This window comes from Legionella lansingensis (assembly GCF_900187355.1).
Classification (GTDB): domain Bacteria; phylum Pseudomonadota; class Gammaproteobacteria; order Legionellales; family Legionellaceae; genus Tatlockia; species Tatlockia lansingensis.
Genome location: NZ_LT906451.1, coordinates 1,500,774 through 1,521,995, shown reverse-complemented (window position 1 = coordinate 1,521,995; position 21,222 = coordinate 1,500,774). Strand labels below are relative to the sequence as shown.

The window sequence follows — 21,222 nt, the reverse complement described above, 5'->3', positions numbered from 1 at the left end:
CACCCGAGTCCTGAGGTGCTTAGAAAGAAGTCACTTGTGCTCTCGCGTCTATAGCCAACTCCGTAATGCGATACCAAGATTTCTGTTTAATTGCCTCATTAGGTACTATCCAGGAACCTCCGACACACTCTACATTAGGTAAACTCAAATAGTCCAGAAAGTTTTTCTCATTGACACCTCCCGTTGCGCAAAAGCACAATTCTGGAAAAGGACCATGGATAGCCTTTAACATCGTTAATCCTCCCAAGGCTTCCGCGGGAAAAAATTTAAAATGTCTATAGCCTACAGCCATGCCTTCCATCAACTCCGATATGCTGGCAGCGCCAGGAATAAAGGGAATATCTTCTTCCCAAGCTGCTTGCAATAATTCTCGAGTTAATCCAGGGCTAATGGCAAACTGCGCTCCGGCTTCAATACACTGACGAAGTTGCAAAACTGAAGTTACTGTTCCCGCTCCCACCAATGCCTCTGGGATTTCCTGTCTCAACAACCGAATCGCAGCGAGCGCCGCTGGCGTTCGTAACGTAATTTCCAAGACGTTAATTCCTCCCGAAATCAAAGCCTTCGCTAGCGGCAATGCCGAAGCCAAGTCGTGAAGTACAATAACGGGAATGATGGGGCTTTGAGAGAATAAAGCACCTGGTTGCAACAACCAACGATTAGTCATGATGCTCCTTTAAGGTCTCCCTAGTTATAATTTGTTTTAAATAAACCGCCGCACCGATTAAACCAGGCTGTTCTGCAACGATCACATAGGTAGCAATTTGACGATTAAAGTAACTGGATCGCCCTTTTGCTTCGAAACGAACTCTAAACTCACTGTCTTCAATTAAGGGCAGTATTTTAGGAACGATACCTCCAGCAATGTAAACACCTCCCAAAGCCCCAAGAGTTAACGCTAAATCTCCAGCAACACTACCCAAGCAAGCAAAAAACTGCGCAACGGAAGCCTCTGCTAACTCGCACTGACCTGTTAAAGCCAGCTTAGCGATCTCTGCTGCAGAAAGAGAGCGCGCTTCTTTTTTCTGGTAAGTCGTTAGGGCTAAATAAAGACTTTCCAAACCAGGCCCTGATAACAAGCGCTCACATGACACATGACCATAGCGATCGGCTAAAAAACGCTGAATAAACCATTCTTGCTCAGTCTGGGCAGCCCACGTGGTGTGCCCTCCTTCCCCAGCTAAAGGAACAAAGCTTGTCGTCGTGGGGATTAAATGCGCCACGCCTAAACCCGTTCCAGCACCAAGAACCACCATCGGTTTGCTAGTATCAACAATACCACCACCCACTTTAGTTTTTTCATGTTCTTTTAGAATAGGAAGACTCATGGCTATCGCGGTAAAGTCATTTAGAACTTCAAGATGAAGTAACTCAAGTTCTTGTTTCGTTTGTTTGATAGAAAACTGCCAGTGAAAATTGGTCATACGCACAAAATCATTTGTAATAGGACAAGCGATAGCTATTACCACATGCTTAATGTCCCTAAGACCCTGTGATTCTTGATAAAATATTAATGCTTCAAGAAACGTTGAAAAATTGGCACAAGGATATATCGTCATGCAATCAACAACCAGATTATCCAGATTTACCCGACAAAAGCGGGCATTTGTGCCACCAATATCCATGACAATCGCATAACGATTTACGTTAGACAGATAGGGCTGACTTATCATCTACATATTCCTCAGCAAAGAATAAACCTGAAGCCCCCTGTTCTGCTCCAGTTAATTGCAAGCGAAATTTATGGAAAAGCTCTCTTCCCATTCCATATGAACACTCAGGGAACATCTGTTTTGCTGGCAAACGTTGAGCTAACTCATTCTCAGGGACCAGCACCTCAAGGAGGCCGCTTTGACTATCCACAAGAATCAAGTCACCTGTTTTAATCCGGGCAATCATTCCTCCGTCCACTGCCTCTGGTGTTACATGAATCGCTGCCGGTATTTTACCTGAAGCACCAGACATACGACCATCTGTCACCAAGGCCACTTTAAAACCACGATCTTGTAATACACCAAGTAGTGGTGTCAGTTGATGCAACTCAGGCATACCACAAGCTTTTGGTCCTTGAAAGCGTACGACAACGATGCAGTCTTTATCTAATTCACCCGCTTTAAATGCCGCATCTAACTCATGCTGACTAGAGAAAACAACGGCTGGGGCCTGAACAACTTCGGCACCTGGTGGTAAAGAGGACGTTTTAATGATGGCCCTGCCCAGATTTCCTGACAATACCTGTAACCCACCCTGCTCTTTAAAAGGTGTCGAGACAGCGGTCAGTACATCCGGATCAGTAGATTCTATTGGTCCATCTACCCACTCTAACTCGTTATCTTTTACCAGGGGTTGTTGCGTGTATTGTCGCAAACCAGACCCTACCACGGTATGAACATCGTTATGTAGCAGATGGTTATCCAATAGAGTACGAATTAAATAGGCCATACCACCAGCATTTTGAAATTGGTTGATATCTGCCTGTCCATTTGGGTAAATTCGTGCGATGAGTGGCACTGCTTTGGATAACTCTGCAAAATCATCCCAATCAATGATGATGCCGGCTGCGCGAGCTACAGCGACTAAATGCATTGTGTGGTTAGTTGATCCTCCTGTTGCTAACAAAGCAATCATGCCATTGACTATAGCTTTACTATCTATAATTTTGCTAATGGGTAAATAATTATTATCCAAATGGGTAAGAGAGCTAATCTTTCGCCCAGCTGCCTTTGTTAGCGCCTCTCGTAACTTGGTTTGAGGATTAACAAAAGACGCACCAGGTAAATGCAACCCCATCACCTCAACAATTAATTGATTTGAGTTCGCTGTGCCATAAAACGTACACGTTCCAGGAGCATGATAAGAGGCTGCTTCCACTTCAAGTAGTGCCTCCCTGCCAACGTTGCCTTGTGCATACAGTTGCCGCACCCGCGCTTTTTCTTTATTTGGAATACCCGAGGGCATAGGACCAGCTGGGACAAAGATGAACGGTAAATGCCCAAAACGAAGGGCAGCTATTAATAAACCAGGAACAATTTTGTCACAAATTCCCAGCATCAAACCACCATCAAACATATTGTGCGCTAGGGCAAGTGCCGCTGACATAGCTATAATATCACGACTCATGAGGCTAAGCTCCATGCCTGGCTGTCCTTGAGTAATGCCATCACACATAGCGGGTACGCCACCTGCAAATTGGGCTACACCTCCTGCTTCACGAATAGCTTCTTTGAGTATTAATGGGTAATTTTCATAAGGTTGATGAGCTGACAACATATCATTATAGGCAGAGATGATGGCAATATTTGGCTTGCTCATAGCGCGCAAATCTGCCTTTTCTCGAGCATGGCAAGCTGCAAATCCATGGGCTAAATTTCCACACTGAAGAACACTTCGATGAGGTCCCTTGAGACGTGCTTCTTCCATGTGTTTTAAATAATGTCCGCGAGTCTTTTTGCTACGAACAGTAATTCTTTCTGTAACTTGTTTGATAATGGGATGCATGACTTTACCTCTACTAGGGTGCAAACATCACTTGCAGATCAATCATGGGGTGATGCAAAAAGGCGCGGATAGGCATTTCTAATGCATTATTGCCACTTATCGCTTTATTCAAAACAATAAGTTTATTCTCACCCAATAGATGCAAGAAAATTGTCCTGCTATTGGCTAAACGTGTCTTAGTTAATGAAACCCGCTTATAAGGTGCCTTGGTGGGTTTTACTACTACAAAAGAAGCCTTCGTCTCCAAACCAGCACCGATCTCGGCACTACAAGGGAACAAAGAAGCAGTATGTCCATCTTCACCCATTCCAAGAATAACGACATCGAACGTAGGCAATGCGCTCAAACGATGTTCGAGAATAGTTTCACCTTCCTGCTCACAAGCTTTTTCATGATATAGACTGATAAATCCAGCTTTAGCAGCGTTATGCTGCAATAAAGTCTCTTTAACAAGCCGCTCATTACTATCCTTCTCTGTAGGTGTCAAAAGACGCTCATCTGTTAAGATGATGGTAATCTTCTCCCATTGCAAATCAGCGCGAGCTAATATGTTGAATAAACCTACCGGAGTTTTGCCGCCTGAGACCACGAAAAAAGCATGTCCACGCTTATCGATGGCTTGCGTGAGTAAAACTGTTATTTTTTGAGCAAAATGCTGGTTTAGCAGATGACTGTTTTCAAAACGATGGATTTTCATTATTCGTCCCAGTTACGCCCGTCTCTTGCTAATAAAGACGTTGCTGCAGTAGGTCCCCATGTTCCAGCCTGATAAGCCGCTGGAGGCTCATGATAGTGCCGCCAGGCTTCTAAGATACCATCTACCCATTTCCAAGCATGCTCAACTTCATCTCGACGAACAAATAGATATTGATTCCCCAACATCACTTCTAGTAAGAGGCGCTCGTAAGCATCAGCAATGCGCTGTGATTTGAAGGTTTCATCAAAACTCAAATCCAATTTGGATTGCTGCAATTGCATCTTTTCATCCAAGCCAGGCACCTTATTCATGATTTGCACTTCCACGCCTTCATCTGGTTGCAGGCGAATAATGAGCTTATTTGGCGCTAAGTATTTGTAAATTTTATGAAAAATGTTATGGGGCTGTGGTTTGAAACAAATAGCAACCTCACTATGTTTTTTAGGCATTCGCTTCCCTGTGCGCAAGTAAAAAGGCACGCCAGCCCATCGCCAATTATCAATATTTACTTTTAGGGCAACGAAGGTTTCAGTCTTGCTATTTTCGCGGGCATCTACCTCTTCTAGGTAGGCAGGTACTGGTTTGCTATTGACGAACCCTCTGATATATTGCCCACGAACGGTATTCTCCTGCACATTCGACAAATCAATAGGGCGTAATGCCTTCAAAACTTTGAGTTTTTCATCTCGGATACTACCAGCATCCAAATCCCTGGGTGGTTCCATGGCGATCAACGACAATATTTGCAAAAGATGATTTTGCACCATGTCGCGTGTTTGTCCAGCATCATCATAATATCCCCATCGTCCTTCTACCCCAACTTCTTCAGCCACGGTTATTTGCACATGATCAATAGTTGTATTGTCCCAGTTTGAGGTAAAAATTGCGTTTGCAAAACGTAACACCAATAGATTCAATACAGTTTCTTTACCAAGATAATGGTCAATACGATAGATTTGTTCTTCATTAAAATAGCGAGACACTTCGTTATTGATCACAATGGAAGAAGCCAGATCATGGCCGATAGGCTTTTCTAGCACAACACGTGCAGGATCTTGTGCAAGACCTACCATAGAGAGACCCTGACTTATATTTCCGAATAAAGACGGGGGTGTAGCAAAATAGCTCACTGGGATACGCAATTCAGGTTGCGTTAGCGCAGCCAGTTTTTGATAATCTACCGCTTGGGTGAGTTCAATTTTTGCATATTGCAGTTTTTGTTGTAAGCGGTACCACACATCCGTTTCTAAGGGTGTGTTAAGAAATTGTTCTAGCCTGGATTCAACAACCTGTATGTAGCTCGCAGTAGCTAAATCGTCACGTGCCACACCAATAATCCTGCTATCGGGAGATAATAGACCAGATTTCTCCAATTGATACAAGGCGGGTAGTAACTTGCGACCAGCAAGGTCACCTAAAGTACCAAATAAAATCAAATCGCAAGCTTTATTAGCGCCTGATATTCTCGTCATGTCTAATCCTTGACTTTAATGCCCCAATTCTACAGAACTAAAGATTAGCGTCAACTTATTTGAGCTACTTATCAATCAATCGTAGCCATAGAATGGAGGCAATAATAAGAACCAAAAAGATCGACAAGGTAATGAGCGTAGCTACAAAAAAATGCGTAACTCTTCTGCCTGCGACGATAGTACTTTGCAAATGCTCATCCAGGAGTTTTTTCAAGTATTGAATGGTTCTCTGAGTGTTTTGAAGTTCCTTTTCATGATTGACACTAAATAATATATCTCTTGCTGTCTGCAGTTTTTCCGCATCAGTCATAATCTCTTGTGCACCTGACAAGCGGTAAGCAGCAATCTTAGGATGAATAACTTCTTCGGGGATATGGTATGCAGAAAAAATAAGTTTTAACACAGCAATTTCCTGAAGTCTCAATTTGTCATCTGAGGCTTTAATCTTTTTAAGTACTGAAGTATACGGAGTATATTGAGACAATTGTGCAAGAATTCTATCGAAGACGTGTTCCGTTTCAAGTTGACGCCAATACTCTTGTAAGTACCTAGAGTCCATAGTAAATACATATTTTTGAATCAAACCGGGTATAAGATTGGAAACGTTTGTAAGTTCCATGATCTGCGTGTGTAATTTTCCTACGGAAATAACTCTCTGAACAATCCTATGGACCTGAATATTGATCACGAGCATTAATACTAGATTCAAAGCCGCGATAAAAAAAGCCAAGCTCCATAATATAGTCGCTATTTTTCTTTTTTGTGCATCCCTTGTGATAGCCATATTTAATGAAGTATGTATTGTAATATCAAAAAGGTGGATATAAACCCTGATATGACCATTAATACAAAGAATATAGAGAAAAAGAAACTTTCTTTTTTAATTTCTTTAAACTCTGCCTGGAAACCAAAGATACCCCCCAACATGATTAAACTAGTATATAAAACACTGATTGGAAAATAAAATATATACCGTAGAACGAAATTTTTCTCAATCACCTTACTGCCTGACTGCACATTAAGAAACGGGATATGATAAACACCATGTTCTAATCTACTGTAGAAAAAATTATTGATAATACTAAAAAATAAAATAAGATAAACAACAATTAAGATGAGACGAGATTTCTCAAAACCAAAATACCATATATTTTTATCAAAAAAATATCGGATATAGTCACGATTAGCCATATAGTCATACGTCTTAAATTCTACTGAGAGTTTTTTATAGCCGTCAGTAAATTCATTATCTTTTTGAACCTTAAGTAAATTCTCGTAAACATCCCTTATCTGACTGTCATTCGCCTCGGAGGGGAAATACAGTGTAAAAAAATTATAGTCGAGCTTCACTTTACTAATATCTGTGCCTATTAAATTAATATAAGTTATTTTTTCGATGGTTTTGTTAATGTTATTCAACTCGATGGGTTGTGCAATTTCCATGATATGGGAGAAATCAAGGTAATCTGGAAGTTGAGTATTGTAAAAGAGGGTATTCCCCCGAAATCGACTGAAGGAGAAATTAGCGACTTTGCCAAATTTCGCTCTACTAAAATTAACGTCACTGTTGAATATTACGCGAGCAAAACCAGCTCTTTCGCCAAAAGTAACATCATTAAAAACAGCATTTTTAGCAAAATCCACATCCATAAAATCGACTATTGTAGCAAACCTTGTGCGGCTAAAAGCGGCAATACCATTAAAATTAGCATCCGTAAAATTAGCTGTGTGATTAAATTTTACAGAATAAAAATCAACATCGTCTGAGAAAACAGTTTGATAAAAGTTGGCCATATAATCAAATTTGCTATAAGAAAAAGAAGCATTTTCTTTAAAAATCGCCCACTCGAAATTACTCATTGCTTCAAAGCTAACATCAGAAAAAATAACGGGCTTAGTAAAAACACACAAAATGAAACTAACAGGTTGATTAAAGCGAGTTAAAAAAAACTTAACTTCTTGCTTAAATGTTGTTTGGCTAAAATCCTTCGTTATATTGTAAATGGTCTTTTCTTCATGGACTTCTTGATTGTTAACATAATAATGACGTTGGACCTGCTTCAACTGTTTTTCTAATGGATAGCTGTCAATGCGTTCTTGAATAATTTGCAATTGTTGGGGCGTAGGCCACGTTGGTGCCTTAGTATTTGTTTTTGTTGAGGTTGTTGCTTGGGAAGAAACAGAAATACACGGGCACAGATAGATGAATGCAAAAAAGAATAAAAAGAAGAGTAGACCCTGATGAGAATAACGATTAGCGGGTTTCCATGGTTCTTTTACAGCCGAAGATAGCAAAAATTGCTTCATATGGCCTCTGGTCTGTAAATTTACCCCAACTAATTAAAAAATATAGATAAAATAAATCTAGTCCACTTTTGGTATAAAAGAAAGCCGACAATGTATTATCAAAACACATCATCCCACAAACTCAATTGCTTTCCCTGCTCTATCTTTCTGAATTTTTCAACACTCAACTCAGACGACGGTTTAGTGTTTAAGTTGAAACGCTTACAAGCTAATTTGAAACGAGTTTCTATCAAGTTCGCAAATTCCCCCTCCCCTCTCATCCGTTTACCAAAAGTCGAATCATAGTCTTTGCCACCACGCATTTGGCGAATCAGGCTCATGATATGTTCGGCCCTTTGCGGGAAATGCTTGGCAAGCCATTCTTTAAAAAGATCTTTGACTTCATAAGGCAGACGGATTAACACATAACTAGCATAAGTAGCCCCCGCTTCGCTTGCCGCCTGCATAATTTTTTCCATTTCCACATCATTAATCATTGGGATAATAGGTGCAACCATTACTCGTACAGGAATTGCATTTTGGGATAGATGTTTTACGGCACGTAATCTTGCGCAAGGTGCAGACGTGCGTGGCTCCATAATGTATTTAAGTTCTCGTGATAATGATGTGATACTTACAGCCGCTTTAACTAAATTGTCTTTTGCCATTTCGGCCAAGATATCGATGTCGCGCTCGATTAGAGAGTTTTTGGTAATAATAACTACTGGATGACGGTGTTCCTGCAATACTTCCAAAATACTACGGGTAATTTTTAACTTTGACTCTGCTGGTTGATATGGGTCCGTGTTTGCTCCCAACATAATTGGTTTACAGATATATTTGGACTTGTTGAGTTCCTGAGTTAGTAGCTTTGCGGCATCAACTTTGTAGAAAATTTTTGTTTCGAAATCAAGACCCGGTGACAAATTCATGTAAGCATGGCTTGGGCGTGCATAGCAATATATACAACCATGTTCACAACCACGGTAAGGATTAATGGACTGTTCAAAGCCAATATCTGGGGAATCATTACGAGAAATCACTGATTTTGATGCTTCAGGCAGGAGGAACGTCTCTAGAGGAGGAAGGATATCTTCTTCAAGCCCCCAACCATCATCAAAAGCCTCATAAGCTGTCGTTTCAAATCGTCCCTCAGGATTGCTAATGGCTCCTCTGTTTTTGGTTGTGAATTTATTGTTCGCTGCCATTTTTAGCCCCTCAAGCATTTAACAAAGCGACAATAGCATATTTCACCCCCAGTGCATGGGAAATTTCTCTAAAAGTCGGGTCTGTCAAATTTTAATAAAAATTTTCTTACGATAAAAAAAGCAAAGGACAAAAAACCAAAGTAAGGTGTAAGTTAAAGCATAAAACAAGGAAGCATTTTTTAAACTAGCCCAACCAAACAATTCCTGAGTGATGAACGTACGCAGATTTCCAGAAGGCATGGGAATCATCGCTTGAATTTTTAAGAAAACAACGTGCAGGACAAAAACGGCAAGCGCGTTTACCCCAAAAATTTCGAAGGGCTTGCACCATTTCCGCCATCCTTTTATATCTATCAGCCAGTAACAGCCTCCTAAAATAAAAAGCGCGAGCCCCGCTGTCCATAAAACATAAGAACTCGTCCACAATATCTTGTTAACAGGAAATTCCAGCCCCCATAACCATCCAATCATCATGCTTATGATAGCTGCAACCCATAAAACCTTTAGTTTTTTTAAAGGATCATGCGCTGAAAGCAGCCACGCCCCAGTGAGATTGCCAATCAAAGCAGTTGCAATCGCAGGCAAAGTGCTAAGAATACCTTCAGGATCCCAGGTTTTTGCCCATAAATGGTTTGAACCTAAAAGCAGCCTATCGACATAAGCCGCAAGATTATTTTCTGCTGTCAGATGATTTAAATTAACACCAGGGACCGGTATTTGGGTCAACGCAAGCCAGTAACCAATTAACAGCATGAGCAAAATGATGAATTGGGTACGTAGATCGGTGAATAAAAATAATAGAGAAGCAGAAAAATAACAAATGGCAATCCGTTGCAATACTCCGTGTATCCTAAGCGAATCCAAGCCATGATAGGGGAAGGCATTAAGACATAGACCAATAAGAAAAATAATCAAACTGCGCCGCAAAATTTTTGAGAATAATTGCACTGATGTAAATCCTTTCTCTTTCGATTTTGCTATCGAAAAAACAGAAGAAACACCAACAATAAAAACAAAAAATGGGAAAACAACATCTGCTATGGTACATCCATTCCAAAGCGAATGCTCTAACCAGGCATAAGACGTTTTATTACCCGCACTATTGACCAAAATCATTAAAGCAATCGTTAAGCCGCGGAAGACATCAAGTGATAATAATCTTGAGAATTTGGTTGCTGCACCTGTCATTTTTCTAAACTACCACAGGGTAAGGTACTATAGTAACATCCTAATTTTGACAGGTAACGATCTTAAACGAGGGGTGGCGCGGAAGGAGGGCTCCTGCCGCGCGCAGCTTGGGAGCACGGTGGGATACCTGCAGCGACAGGACCCCGAGGCGATGAATCCTCTTTGAAAAACGATTAAAAAGAAACCTTTTTTACCTGTCAAAATTAGGCGACAACTGTAGTACAGAAGAAATCTAGGCGAGCAGCATACCTTATTATGAGAAAATTAGAAACCCAATGGCTATTCGTTACATAAAATTCCCAACAAATATAACCCCCGCTCAATATCGTCAGGCATCGTTGGTCGTGATAATAAGTACTCTCCTGTATGATTCGTCCACTCTTGTGTTGCAATATGTAAGGCATCTTCCCATTCATCCTTCATATAATCACCTCTTCCTAGGTACATAAGAGCGACTAACGTTGCCTGCTGATCAGGGCGTAAGTTATTAATGGCATGAATGACTTCTTGATATGACAAATCATCAGCGTGATCAGCAAGGACATAGGATGCATCCATATCATCTGTTACATCCGGGAAACTAACTCCTTCTTTAGCTTGAAATTGGCGGGCTTTAAGAATAATGTCACAAATTATCCCTGAGTTAAGGTTAAGCATATAACCCTCCTTAGCCTCCTAGTCCTTCCAATAAGACAAGAGAGAAATTATTTATCAAAGTAGTTTCCTACGTTAATTAATTCCCCATCTCTTTAGTGCTTCTTAAACCACGAACCGGAATATCTATGTCATAGACATAGTGTTGGATGATTTGCTTTGCTTGTTCACTTGTTAGAGGTTTGGTCAGAGCACCTTCCATAAAGTAATCAACACAGTCGTATTTGACCACGTCAGCTTCAAAGCCAGTAAGCGCAATGATAGGCACACGATGGCCGGAATCCTGTTCCTTCTTTCTTATTTGTTTTGAGACTACATAGCCAGAGGTGCCTTCCAAGCCGATGTCCATAAAAACTAAATCATATTTTCCTGGCTCAAACATAGCGATAGCTCTGTCACCCGATTCAGCTACATCGACATGGCAGTCTAATTGCATTAATAATGCCTGGGTAGCTTTCTGAGCCACTGTATTATCCTCAACCATCAGAATTTTCGGTATTTTATTGTTCTGAGGCAGTAAATGTTCTGTTTTTATGCTCTGAGGCTTGGCATTGCTTAATTGTAACTGCTCTTTAATTTTAGCCAATTGCTCTTCAAGCGCTTTACGTTCACTAACATCCGTTAAAATGACTACCAGACCCACAACGTTTTTATCTTCATCAAGTAGCGGTACGCGAGTCCCCAAAAAATAAACAACGTTCTCTCCACTAGTATCGATAAGAGGTGCTTCAGGAACATTTTCAACTTTTTCGCCAGAAAGTAAGACATTGATATCTGCATTCTTAAACATTTGCAAACGCTCTTCAGACCATGGTAGATAACTTGCAATTTGTTTATATGTTTTACCTATCAAGTCCTCAAGTTTGTTTAAGCCTAGTAGTTTAAGAAAATTATCATTGGCCCCAATAAACGTGCAGTTTTTGTCCAATATATAAACAAGATTGGGGAGGCACGCAATGATATCTTTATAGTACTGAGGAACGACCTTGAATTCTTCCCTATTTTTCATAGACATATCTATACTCTTCCTAAGATGATGATTACAAAGAAAGTATAGTACATAGATGCAAAAATAGTGGTATATGGTCAGGACACCTAGTCCACAATCTCGCCCTTATACCACTTGTGAGTTTCACTTCTAGGTAAAGCTGTTACCCCATGCGCTTCGATGAAAGCCACAATAGCCCATCTTGCAAAAGGTTTACCGACTAGCGTGTCATCTAGTTGTATCACATCGTGCCAACCGGCAAACATATCATCTGTGTCCATCACTTGTTTAAAATTGCTTGATAGCATAAAGATCGCGTGCCCAAGTTTATGCTCCACTAGCCTTAAATTTTCAGGACAGCTTCCTATTCTTAACCCTGGTGAACTTTCAGCAATGGCCAACGTAAACGACCCTGCATCAAAATGGGGTTTAGCCAGGTATTTCCCTGACTCTTGCCAATCATACTTGAGAAATCTTAACAGCAAATGTGGATACTCCGCGTCGAACACTTTACTAACTACCCCAGGAAATTTCTTTTCGAGAGAAAACAAAACATCATAAACTGTTTTGTAGGCTAAATCCCAAATGGGTTTTGCTTTAGATACAAAGTCAAAAACAACTGGGTTTGCGCTTAAGAAATCAGTATATTTGGCAAATAAAGCTGGATGAAAATGGAAAAAATCCTTTGAATCATTATAAAGATGGTCGCCAGCCTCCCGATGTTTGAAACCAACATCACCTCGTCGATGTTGAGGTGCGATGGTGAAATCAATATAGTTTTTAATATGAGATGGTTCTTGCAAAAACTTAAGGAAAGCTTCGATTGCTTGCACGAAAATTGTCTGCTCCATAGGAAAAGGAACCTGTGCATAGAATTGTTTTTGCAGCAATGGAAAAATGAGTTCAGAAGATAACATGTGTGGGCTCTACTTCTCTTGTAAAGGAAATTACATCGTTCTTGCTAATGATAGCAAAAGAAAAGAGCGAATGACGAATTGGGCAATAACGATTAAATCTGCTTGATTTGCTCTCAGCGTTTCGTTAAGATATTCCTTATTTGTTTAAAAAAAGGACAAATAAAGAAGGCAGATCTGCCAAGGATTTACGACCCAGCTAACTAACGAGGATGTTTCCATGTCTGTTAATGAAATAACAGTAGTAATACCTGAGACAGAACTTCAGGTTTCAAAGTGGCAAAAACAAGACAGGGTATGGATGCTAAGTCTTTATGGCACAGCGATTGGTGCTGGTACATTGTTTTTACCTATAAATGCCGGATTAAATGGCATTTGGCCTTTAATTATCATGACATTATTGGCCTTTCCTATGACCTATTTCTCCCATAAAGCCTTGTGTCGGTTTGTGCTCTCAGGTTCCTCTCCAAAGGCAGATATTACCACAGTCGTAGATGAACACTTCGGCAGAAATGCCGGTAGAATTTTAACTTTTTTATATTTCTTTGCTATTTATCCCATTTTGTTGATGTATAGCGTAGCTATCACCAATACCACTGAAAGTTTTATTGTCAATCAGATCGGTATGCAAGCCCCACCTCGAGCTCTTTTGGCAATCATCCTTATTCTTGCTCTAATGGCCATCGTACGTTTTGGTCAAGACATCATTGTGAAGTCTATGAGCATGTTAGTATACCCTTTTGTTAGTATCTTGATCGTACTCTCTCTTTATTTAATCCCTCATTGGAATGATGCCATTTTTCAACAGAGCAATGCTGTAAATGGGACCGGTGCACATGGTCTATTAATGACTTTATGGCTTGTCATCCCTGTGATGGTTTTCTCTTTTAATCACTCCCCAATCATTTCTTCGTTTGCAGTGACGCAGAAACAACGGTTTGGTGTGGATGCTGATAAGAAAAGCTCAGACATTTTAAAATATAGTCATATTATGATGGTGATTACGGTCATGTTTTTCGTATTTAGCTGTGTACTCAGTCTTTCTCCGCAAGATCTCGCACTAGCTAAACAACAAAATATTTCGATTTTATCTTATTTGGCGAATCATTTTCATACCCCTATTATGGCCTACATTGCGCCATTCATAGCCTTTATTGCTATTGCCAAATCTTTTCTTGGGCATTACCTCGGTGCCAGTGAAGGTTTACAGGGGTTAATCATAAAAAGCCTGGAAGGTCGTGGCAAAACCATAACACCTCGAAACCTGCGTCACCTGATTGAAGGATTTATGGTAATGACCTGCTGGATCGTTGCCACACTCAACCCAAGCATTTTAGGCATGATCGAGACGTTGGGTGGTCCTGTCATAGCAGTCATTTTATTTTTGATGCCCATGTATGCAATACTAACAGTGCCTGCCATGAAGAAATTTCGCAGCCCCATAAGCAATATTTTTGTTACTTTGATTGGTCTAGTAGCCATTTCAGCAATATTGTATGGGTTATTTCATTTATAAATTGAGTTAAAACTCAATCTGATATATGAATCATCTAAAGAGTTACAATTTGCTATGCTTGTTGATATTGGAGTTTTTTAATCCCTTATTAGGCGTCTCTAGCAGAGAGACTCCCTGAAAAATGAAGAAAAGTACCATTAAAAGTTTAACCCTTTACTTTGGGACTCGGAAGAGAAGCCTCTGCTATAGGTTCAATCTCAGTAAGACCTTCAGCGTTTTCCTTTATGATTAAATTATTTTCAGTTTCCAATCTTTTGGCTTTATCTTCTGTGCGCCATACCTCGTCAATAAACTTCTGGGCACTATCTCCCGCTTTTTTTGTGAAAAACTTTGACTTCATGTTGGTACTCCTCCTTGGAACCATAATATGTATAAACTAGCACAATATTTACCATGATGCAAAAGAAGAGTCCAGCATAAATTTTATTTTATCTACTATCTGTTCTAAAATAGAACAAAACTGCCCAGATTAGTGGGGTTCATCATGGAAAGAAAATATGAAGTTCCAGGTAGATATATTGTCCCTCGTATTACGCTAGATTCCCAATTAAGGACATCAACGCGTGCTTTTAGTATTTTATCAACCTCCAGGGCTACCATAGAAGAGCTTACAGCCGCATGGGCAGTGTATAAAGGTAAAGGGGTTGAATTTAGAGACATTGTTCCTTTAACCCCAGATAGAGTTATACTTCATGAGCTAGCCGCTGTAATGCAATGTTTTATAAAGCAAGAGTTGGATCCTGGTAAAGGAGAAGAGGTATTTAAAGAGATGGTGCTCAAAGCTTTTATAAAGTTAAAAGATGGCAGCATCCCCGAATATGGTGAAGCAATAAAAAAAATGGATAAAGACTATGAAGAATTGAATGATTCAATCATTGATTATATAAAAAATCCTAATATTCCAGGCGTCCTAACTTCTGATGAACAAGCTTTAGTAGGTGAACTGCTAAAAAAAGCGAAAGGAAACCGAGACGAGCTACCTAACGCTGAAAAAGATGGAGTCATTGCGGGGATTAGGGCAATTCTTTATATGCAAAGGGCACGGCAATATGCCTATCATCTAGCACGTACAGTGTTAGTAGAACAATCTTCTTTATCTCAGCTTCCACTATTATCAAAACAAAAAGATTCCATCGCTATTTTTACTGTAGGAGGACCTGCTTCCGGAAAGACATCCTCGTTAGTAAAAATTGCGGAATCTATAGAGTCTACATATGGTATAAAGTGGGATGAGATAGCTCATCATAATTTAGATCGAGCCCGTACCATTTTGCTTGAGCCAGAGAAAGACTCATTGGATTTTGGCAGTTTAACCTCAGACGAAGCGAGATTAGTAAAAGAAAGAGAATTGAAGCTAATGATTACGCTATCTGCCACTGAAGGAAAATTTCGTCATCAATTATACGATGGAAGTGAAATTGATTCCAAAGCATTCAAGCAACACGCAATGCATGGAAAAGCGACGATGGTATGTCTTGTTTCTACTCATTTTGAAACCGCACTGGAACGAGCCTATTTGCGAGGTCAATCTGAAAATAGATATGTTCCAATAGATAGTTTATTACAAACTCATAAAAATGGCCCTCAATCTCTTATTAAAGCGCTTGATCAAGACGGTATTGAGGGTACTAATACAACGGTTTTAATGTATGACAATAATGTTGAGCGTGGGAAAGACTCTATTCTTTTCGGCACAATTAATGCTCAAACAAAAGAGATAATCATAAAAGACCCAGAGAAAATGAAATCTTGGTTAAAAAAATCCAACCTGAATACGAGCATCGATTTTCCTAAGGTGTATTCTCCAGATGCGGTACATTCTATAGAGCTTTATACTGGAGAAGAAATGACCATAGAAAAATATTTTGAGCCGCTAGTAAAGCGAGGATACAAACTAACGATGGAACCAACACCTCAAGTCACTTACACTGGGATGGTGTAGCGTATTTTAATATTTTGATAGCAAATTTAAGGGTCGCACGCGACCCCATATCCAGACAAAATAAAATATCAATGAAATCTCTTTAATTTCTCATTCAAATAATCTAATAATTCATTCTGATTTAAGTGCATCATATTTTTCTGAATATTTTTCTTGATCATTGCTTTGACGTTCTTATTAAGATGGTGAAGCAATAGGCCATCCATTTCCGGTGCCATAATAAAAACTAACTCATCATAGTCATGGTGATTTCTTGCCTCATCTAGCTCACTGGCCACTGCTCTAGCAAACTTATTAATTTGCACTTCTTCAGGAAGCGTTTCTTGAGTATAGGTGCCTCCTATAGGGCCTCTTGCCTTATAGCGGCCAGGCTTTCCAGCAACAAGTTCACTTGTTTTTAGTTTGCTTTTAGGGGAGTTAATTTCCTTGATGAGTTTTAGTTCGTGAGATTTTTGCTCATAATCATAAATACGACATTGATTCGTATTTGCAGTTACTATCCATTTCATATTTCTCTCCCTTTCATACAATGAAATATCAAACCTTTGTAATATAAGTCGACTGCTATTTTTTAGGAATTTGCTAAACATCTATATGCTAAAATTATAGTCATAAGCTCCACAAAATACGCAAAAAGTGGAGATAAAATTTTAAATTTTAATGGGTTGTATGCAAGGTGAAGTCAAAAAAATTTCTGACATAAATTGCTAAATTATCGATAATAATCTTCACCAAAATTAAATGTCAGCTCGGTGTAAATGGAGAGCAATTATGGAGAAGTTTATTAATCGACATGAGGCAGGAAGAATTCTTGCAGATCAACTCAAATCGTATGCTAATAATCCTAATGTCATTGTCTTAGCCTTACCTCGTGGTGGTGTACCCGTAGGTTATGAAGTAGCAAAAGCACTTTCTGTCCCTCTTGATGTCTTTATCGTGCGCAAACTGGGTGTGCCTGATCATGAAGAATTGGCAATGGGCGCAATTGCCTCTGGAGGCGTAACCGTTTTCAATCAAGACATTGTCGATACATTATCTATTTCCCAGGAAAATATTGAAAAAATAATTGCTAAAGAAGAGCAGGAGCTCAAACGTCGCGAGGATATGTATCGACACAATTTACCTTTTCCTGATCTTGAAAATAAAATCGTTATCTTAGTGGATGATGGTATCGCAACAGGTGCTACGATGCGTGCTGCCATTAAAGCATTAAGACAGCAAAATCCAGCCCAACTCATCATGGCAATACCCGTAGCTGCATTTTCAACCTATCAAGAAATGGGAAAACTTGTTGATGAAATAGTTTGTCCACTGCAACCTTTAAATTTTTATGCTGTAGGACTGTGGTACGAAGATTTCCAGCAAACATCCGATGCAGAAGTCTCAGAACTCTTAAAAAAAAGGAGTGGTAATCAGATTGATACTGGTATGTCTCCAGTCGTCTGAGTTGATTAGACCTTCTTTCCAAACTCCACCGGAGTAGAGTTGGGGGAAGCCTAGTAAAGGGAGGTGCTATGAATTTTTCCCTAGATACAGAGCACACCGTTACGATCACCAATGGAGGTGTGTCTCTTAATGGATTCTTATATATTCCCCAAGACGCCTTAGGCATTGTTTTGTTTGTCCACGGTAGTGGCAGTAGCCGTTTTAGTGTTCGCAATCATTTTGTTGCCAAGATCTTAAATAAAGGGCGACTTGCTTCTTTGTTGTTTGATCTATTGACCCCAGATGAAGAAGCAGTTGACGTGCATACACGAGAGTTTCGCTTTAATATCAATCTCCTATCGTCACGATTACTGGAAGCAACCAACTGGTGTCTGAAAGAAGAGCTTAATTTGCCTACCGCTTATTTTGGATCCAGTACAGGAGCAGCAGCCGCCTTAATCGCGGCGTCAGAGCGCCCCGATATCATACAAGCGGTAGTATCACGTGGAGGTCGTCCAGACTTGGCAGGAGATTTTTTGCCTTCTGTCCAAGCCCCAACCTTGTTAATTGTGGGAAGTCATGACGACGTTGTAATCGAATTGAATGAAGAAGCACTTGCAAGAATGCAATGCACCAAGCAATTAGAAATTGTCCCCGGAGCTACTCATTTATTTGAAGAACCAGGCACGCTGGAACAGGCTGCCAATCTGGCAAGAGATTGGTTCCTCCATTACTTGCACCTATTTTAGCTAACCTTGTCAAGCAATCATAAGGAGTTTCTATGATCAACCATACACATCAGAAACTAATTCACGCCTTAGATGAGGTAATAGAACCGATATCACCTAATACCACAAACTATAAGACTCTTTTAGATAAAATAGGAGATGCGCATTTTGTCATGATTGGCGAAGCCACTCATGGAACTTATGAGTTCTATCAAGCACGTATTGAGATCACTCGTCAGCTCATTCAAGAAAAAGGGTTTATGGCAGTCGCCATTGAGGGTGACTGGCCTGATGCTTATAACATTCATCGTTATATACAAGACAAAGGTGATGGGGCAGCTGAGCAGGCCTTGGAGAGTTTTAAACGTTTTCCAATGTGGATGTGGCGTAACACCACCATGCCTCCTTTTCTAAGATGGCTCCACGAGCATAATCAAGGATTGCCCCCGGTGCGAAGAATCGGCTTTTACGGACTTGATCTATATAGCTTACATGCGTCCATGCAAGCCGTAATCGCTTATCTGATGAAAATCGATCCAGAGGCAGCTCAACGAGCAAGAAAACGCTATGCCTGTTTTGATCATACAAGTGTTGATCCACAAACTTATGGCTATTTAACCAATATCGGAATAAAAAAATCTTGTATTAATGAAGCCGTCGCCGTTTTAGTTGAACTACAACATCATTCCTTTGAATATATTCGAAAAAATGGTATCGCGGCCGAAGACGAATATTTCTTTGCTACCCAGAACGCGCGTTTGGTAAAAGATGCAGAAACCTATTATCGTTCAATATTTGAAGGCCGCTCCTCCTCTTGGAACGTTCGTGATAAGCACATGGCAGAGACATTGAATATCTTGGTTGATCACTTAGAAAATCGTTTTGATAAACCGGCCAAAATAATTATTTGGGCTCACAATTCTCACATAGGAGATGCGCGAGCGACAGAAATGAGTGAATATGATGAAATAAATATTGGCCAATTGGTTCGTGAACAGCACGATAGACATAGTTACTCCATTGGTTTTTCTACTTATGAAGGGTTTGTAACCGCTGCGCCAGAATGGGGTGAACCCCCTGAACGCAAGCGAATCAACCCTGGCCTTGAAGGAAGCTACGAAGCATTATTTCATGAATTAAAATACAAAAATTTTCTTTTAGATTTAAGAGATAATACTGAGTTAGAGCACTACCTACAAATTCCTCGGTTGCAACGAGCAATTGGAGTCATTTATCGCCCGGAATCTGAACGCCATGCACATTACTTCTTTACTCATCTATCATTCCAATTTGATACTATCATCCATTTCGACAACACAACGGCTCTTCAACCTCTGGATGAGCACTTATAAATTTTTAATTAGTCGCTGTCGCGAAATTAAATTTTACACACTCATCGTCACCCTCCGCGAAAGCGGAGGGTCCAGAAGAGCCTTGCCAATACGGGATCCCCCGCTTTCGCGGAGGATGACGTAATTACAAAGCGGAGGTGATGTAATTACAAAGAAGATGTATTTTAGTCATTTCGCGACAGCGACTAATTAGGCGCGTTGATAATTGCTCCACAATGCCAACATGCCGTGGGTTGTCCAGCGGGACGTTGGCTCTGGGCTCTGAGGTGAAATGTCAACAGATCCTAATAAAATCGCACTTTTAATTAAATCAGCTGTTCCCTTCTTAACAATTTTTCGTCAAAGATTTGAATTTTCTCTAAACAATCTTGAATTTTTAAGATAAAATAGGTCGTTTATTAAGCTGATGTAGTCATAATGCCGATCTCCCATATCTTTTTAGCCCTGTTAGTAGCCTTCGTTTGGGGAGTTAATTTTCTCTTCGTTAAAATTGGTTTGGAGGAAATTTCTCCTTTACTTCTATGCACATTACGGTTTACTTTGGCGAGTGTGCCAGCCATTTTTTTCATAAAACCGCCTGCTATACCCTTTAAATTGGTCGTCAGCTATGGTTTATTTATGTTTGCTTTCCAATTTGCCCTTCTTTTTCTGGGCATGCATGCTGGAATGACACCTGGTATGGCATCGCTTCTTATTCAGGTGCAAGTTTTCTTTAGCATGTTCTTTGCCACGGTTTTCTTAAAGGAGCAGCCCAATCCTTGGCAAATTATAGGAGCATTGGTTTCCTTTATTGGTATCGGTGTGGTAGCACTTCATTTTGATAACAATATTTCGGTACTGGGTTTTATTTTAATTTTGAGTTCTGCTGCCACTTGGGGCCTTGGCAATCTTATTACCAAAAAAGCCACGAATATCAATATGATGGCACTTGTCGTTTGGGGAAGCTTTGTTGCTATCGTGCCTATGCTAGCACTCAGCCTTATTTTTGAAGGCTATGACAGTATTGTTACTAGCTACCATCACTTAAGTCGGCGAGGCGCTGCCGCTTTGCTTTATATCGTATATATTTCCACTTGGGTAGGCTATGGTGTATGGAATTGGCTAATGAGTCGTTATCCTGTTGGCATGATTGTACCATTTACTTTACTGGTTCCTGTGGTAGGTATTTTAAGTTCTGTGCTTATATTGGGTGAACCATTGCAATCCTGGAAGCTGGTAGCTGGCTTATTTGTGATTAGCGGGCTATGTATTAATATTCTCAGTGCTCGCTTCTTGGCCATGAGAACACCACAGAATGAGCCTGTTCTTCAATAAGGTTAATGCGCTTAAAGGAGGATTTTTCTTCCCCCCTATT

At 40.1% G+C, this 21,222-nt stretch carries 20 protein-coding genes; 6 read left to right on the top strand and 14 right to left on the bottom strand.

All coding sequences use genetic code 11. The features are described from left to right. Positions 1 to 19 precede the first annotated feature (19 nt). The 12 genes from CKV79_RS06890 to CKV79_RS06835 all read right to left on the bottom strand — a co-directional run bounded on the left by CKV79_RS06890 (position 20) and on the right by CKV79_RS06835 (position 12,908). Positions 20 to 670: a bifunctional 4-hydroxy-2-oxoglutarate aldolase/2-dehydro-3-deoxy-phosphogluconate aldolase gene (locus CKV79_RS06890; protein WP_408606923.1), complete on the bottom strand. Its 651-nt coding sequence runs from the start codon at positions 668 to 670 to the stop codon at positions 20 to 22. After that, positions 660 to 1,673 (bottom strand): glucokinase, encoded by a 1,014-nt coding sequence (glk, locus tag CKV79_RS06885; RefSeq protein WP_035915581.1) that lies wholly within the window; start codon positions 1,671 to 1,673, stop codon positions 660 to 662. The genes CKV79_RS06890 and glk overlap by 11 nt, the downstream gene beginning before the upstream one ends. Then, positions 1,648 to 3,498, bottom strand: coding sequence for a phosphogluconate dehydratase (edd, locus tag CKV79_RS06880; RefSeq protein WP_028373378.1), 1,851 nt, complete (start codon positions 3,496 to 3,498; stop codon positions 1,648 to 1,650). Before edd ends, glk begins: the two co-directional genes overlap by 26 nt. A gap of 13 nt (positions 3,499 to 3,511) precedes the next feature. After that, positions 3,512 to 4,195, bottom strand: a complete 684-nt coding sequence (gene pgl / locus CKV79_RS06875; RefSeq protein WP_028373379.1) for a 6-phosphogluconolactonase — start codon at positions 4,193 to 4,195, stop codon at positions 3,512 to 3,514. Then, positions 4,195 to 5,667: a glucose-6-phosphate dehydrogenase gene (gene zwf / locus CKV79_RS06870; protein WP_028373380.1), complete on the bottom strand. Its 1,473-nt coding sequence runs from the start codon at positions 5,665 to 5,667 to the stop codon at positions 4,195 to 4,197. Before zwf ends, pgl begins: the two co-directional genes overlap by 1 nt. Positions 5,668 to 5,731: 64 nt before the next feature. Beyond that, complete coding sequence (locus tag CKV79_RS06865) at positions 5,732 to 6,226, bottom strand: hypothetical protein (protein ID WP_131796078.1); 495 nt, start codon at positions 6,224 to 6,226, stop codon at positions 5,732 to 5,734. A 227-nt stretch (positions 6,227 to 6,453) separates the two neighbouring features. After that, entirely contained in the window at positions 6,454 to 7,974 is a 1,521-nt protein-coding gene (locus CKV79_RS06860) for a pentapeptide repeat-containing protein (RefSeq protein WP_028373382.1), read from the bottom strand. 98 nt (positions 7,975 to 8,072) lie between these two features. Then, a complete protein-coding gene (locus CKV79_RS06855) occupies positions 8,073 to 9,161 on the bottom strand; it encodes a PA0069 family radical SAM protein (RefSeq protein ID WP_028373383.1) in 1,089 nt (362 codons plus the stop codon). Positions 9,162 to 9,245: 84 nt separating this feature from the next. Next, the gene (locus CKV79_RS06850) at positions 9,246 to 10,349 is read right to left on the bottom strand and encodes an acyltransferase family protein (protein ID WP_028373384.1); all 1,104 of its coding nucleotides are present in this window, start codon (positions 10,347 to 10,349) and stop codon (positions 9,246 to 9,248) included. A gap of 279 nt (positions 10,350 to 10,628) precedes the next feature. Next, positions 10,629 to 11,006, bottom strand: a complete 378-nt coding sequence (locus tag CKV79_RS06845) for a DUF3775 domain-containing protein (RefSeq protein ID WP_028373385.1) — start codon at positions 11,004 to 11,006, stop codon at positions 10,629 to 10,631. Between the two features lie 76 nt (positions 11,007 to 11,082). After that, positions 11,083 to 12,012, bottom strand: a complete 930-nt coding sequence (locus CKV79_RS06840) for a response regulator (protein ID WP_231950055.1) — start codon at positions 12,010 to 12,012, stop codon at positions 11,083 to 11,085. A gap of 86 nt (positions 12,013 to 12,098) precedes the next feature. Beyond that, positions 12,099 to 12,908, bottom strand: coding sequence for a hypothetical protein (locus tag CKV79_RS06835; protein WP_028373387.1), 810 nt, complete (start codon positions 12,906 to 12,908; stop codon positions 12,099 to 12,101). Between the two features lie 217 nt (positions 12,909 to 13,125). Between CKV79_RS06835 and CKV79_RS06830 the strand changes: the two genes are divergently transcribed. Beyond that, complete coding sequence (locus CKV79_RS06830) at positions 13,126 to 14,421, top strand: serine/threonine transporter (protein WP_028373388.1); 1,296 nt, start codon at positions 13,126 to 13,128, stop codon at positions 14,419 to 14,421. A gap of 145 nt (positions 14,422 to 14,566) precedes the next feature. Here CKV79_RS06830 and CKV79_RS06825 read toward each other — a convergent pair whose 3' ends face one another. Next, entirely contained in the window at positions 14,567 to 14,761 is a 195-nt protein-coding gene (locus CKV79_RS06825) for a hypothetical protein (RefSeq protein ID WP_028373389.1), read from the bottom strand. 144 nt (positions 14,762 to 14,905) lie between these two features. Between CKV79_RS06825 and CKV79_RS06820 the strand changes: the two genes are divergently transcribed. Next, a complete protein-coding gene (locus tag CKV79_RS06820; protein WP_028373390.1) occupies positions 14,906 to 16,363 on the top strand; it encodes a zeta toxin family protein in 1,458 nt (485 codons plus the stop codon). A 68-nt stretch (positions 16,364 to 16,431) separates the two neighbouring features. On the opposite strand, the gene CKV79_RS06815 is transcribed toward CKV79_RS06820, so the two are convergent. Continuing rightward, positions 16,432 to 16,872, bottom strand: a complete 441-nt coding sequence (locus tag CKV79_RS06815) for a host attachment protein (RefSeq protein WP_035915586.1) — start codon at positions 16,870 to 16,872, stop codon at positions 16,432 to 16,434. 262 nt (positions 16,873 to 17,134) lie between these two features. On the opposite strand from CKV79_RS06815, the gene CKV79_RS06810 reads away from it, so the two are divergent. The 4 genes from CKV79_RS06810 (at position 17,135) to CKV79_RS06795 (ending at position 21,182) form a co-directional block, all read left to right on the top strand. Further along, positions 17,135 to 17,809: a phosphoribosyltransferase gene (locus CKV79_RS06810; protein ID WP_028373392.1), complete on the top strand. Its 675-nt coding sequence runs from the start codon at positions 17,135 to 17,137 to the stop codon at positions 17,807 to 17,809. A 68-nt stretch (positions 17,810 to 17,877) separates the two neighbouring features. Further along, entirely contained in the window at positions 17,878 to 18,537 is a 660-nt protein-coding gene (locus CKV79_RS06805) for a dienelactone hydrolase family protein (protein WP_028373393.1), read from the top strand. A 32-nt stretch (positions 18,538 to 18,569) separates the two neighbouring features. Then, a complete protein-coding gene (locus tag CKV79_RS06800; RefSeq protein WP_028373394.1) occupies positions 18,570 to 19,868 on the top strand; it encodes an erythromycin esterase family protein in 1,299 nt (432 codons plus the stop codon). A gap of 417 nt (positions 19,869 to 20,285) precedes the next feature. Further along, positions 20,286 to 21,182: an EamA family transporter gene (locus CKV79_RS06795; protein ID WP_028373395.1), complete on the top strand. Its 897-nt coding sequence runs from the start codon at positions 20,286 to 20,288 to the stop codon at positions 21,180 to 21,182. Positions 21,183 to 21,222 lie beyond the last annotated feature (40 nt).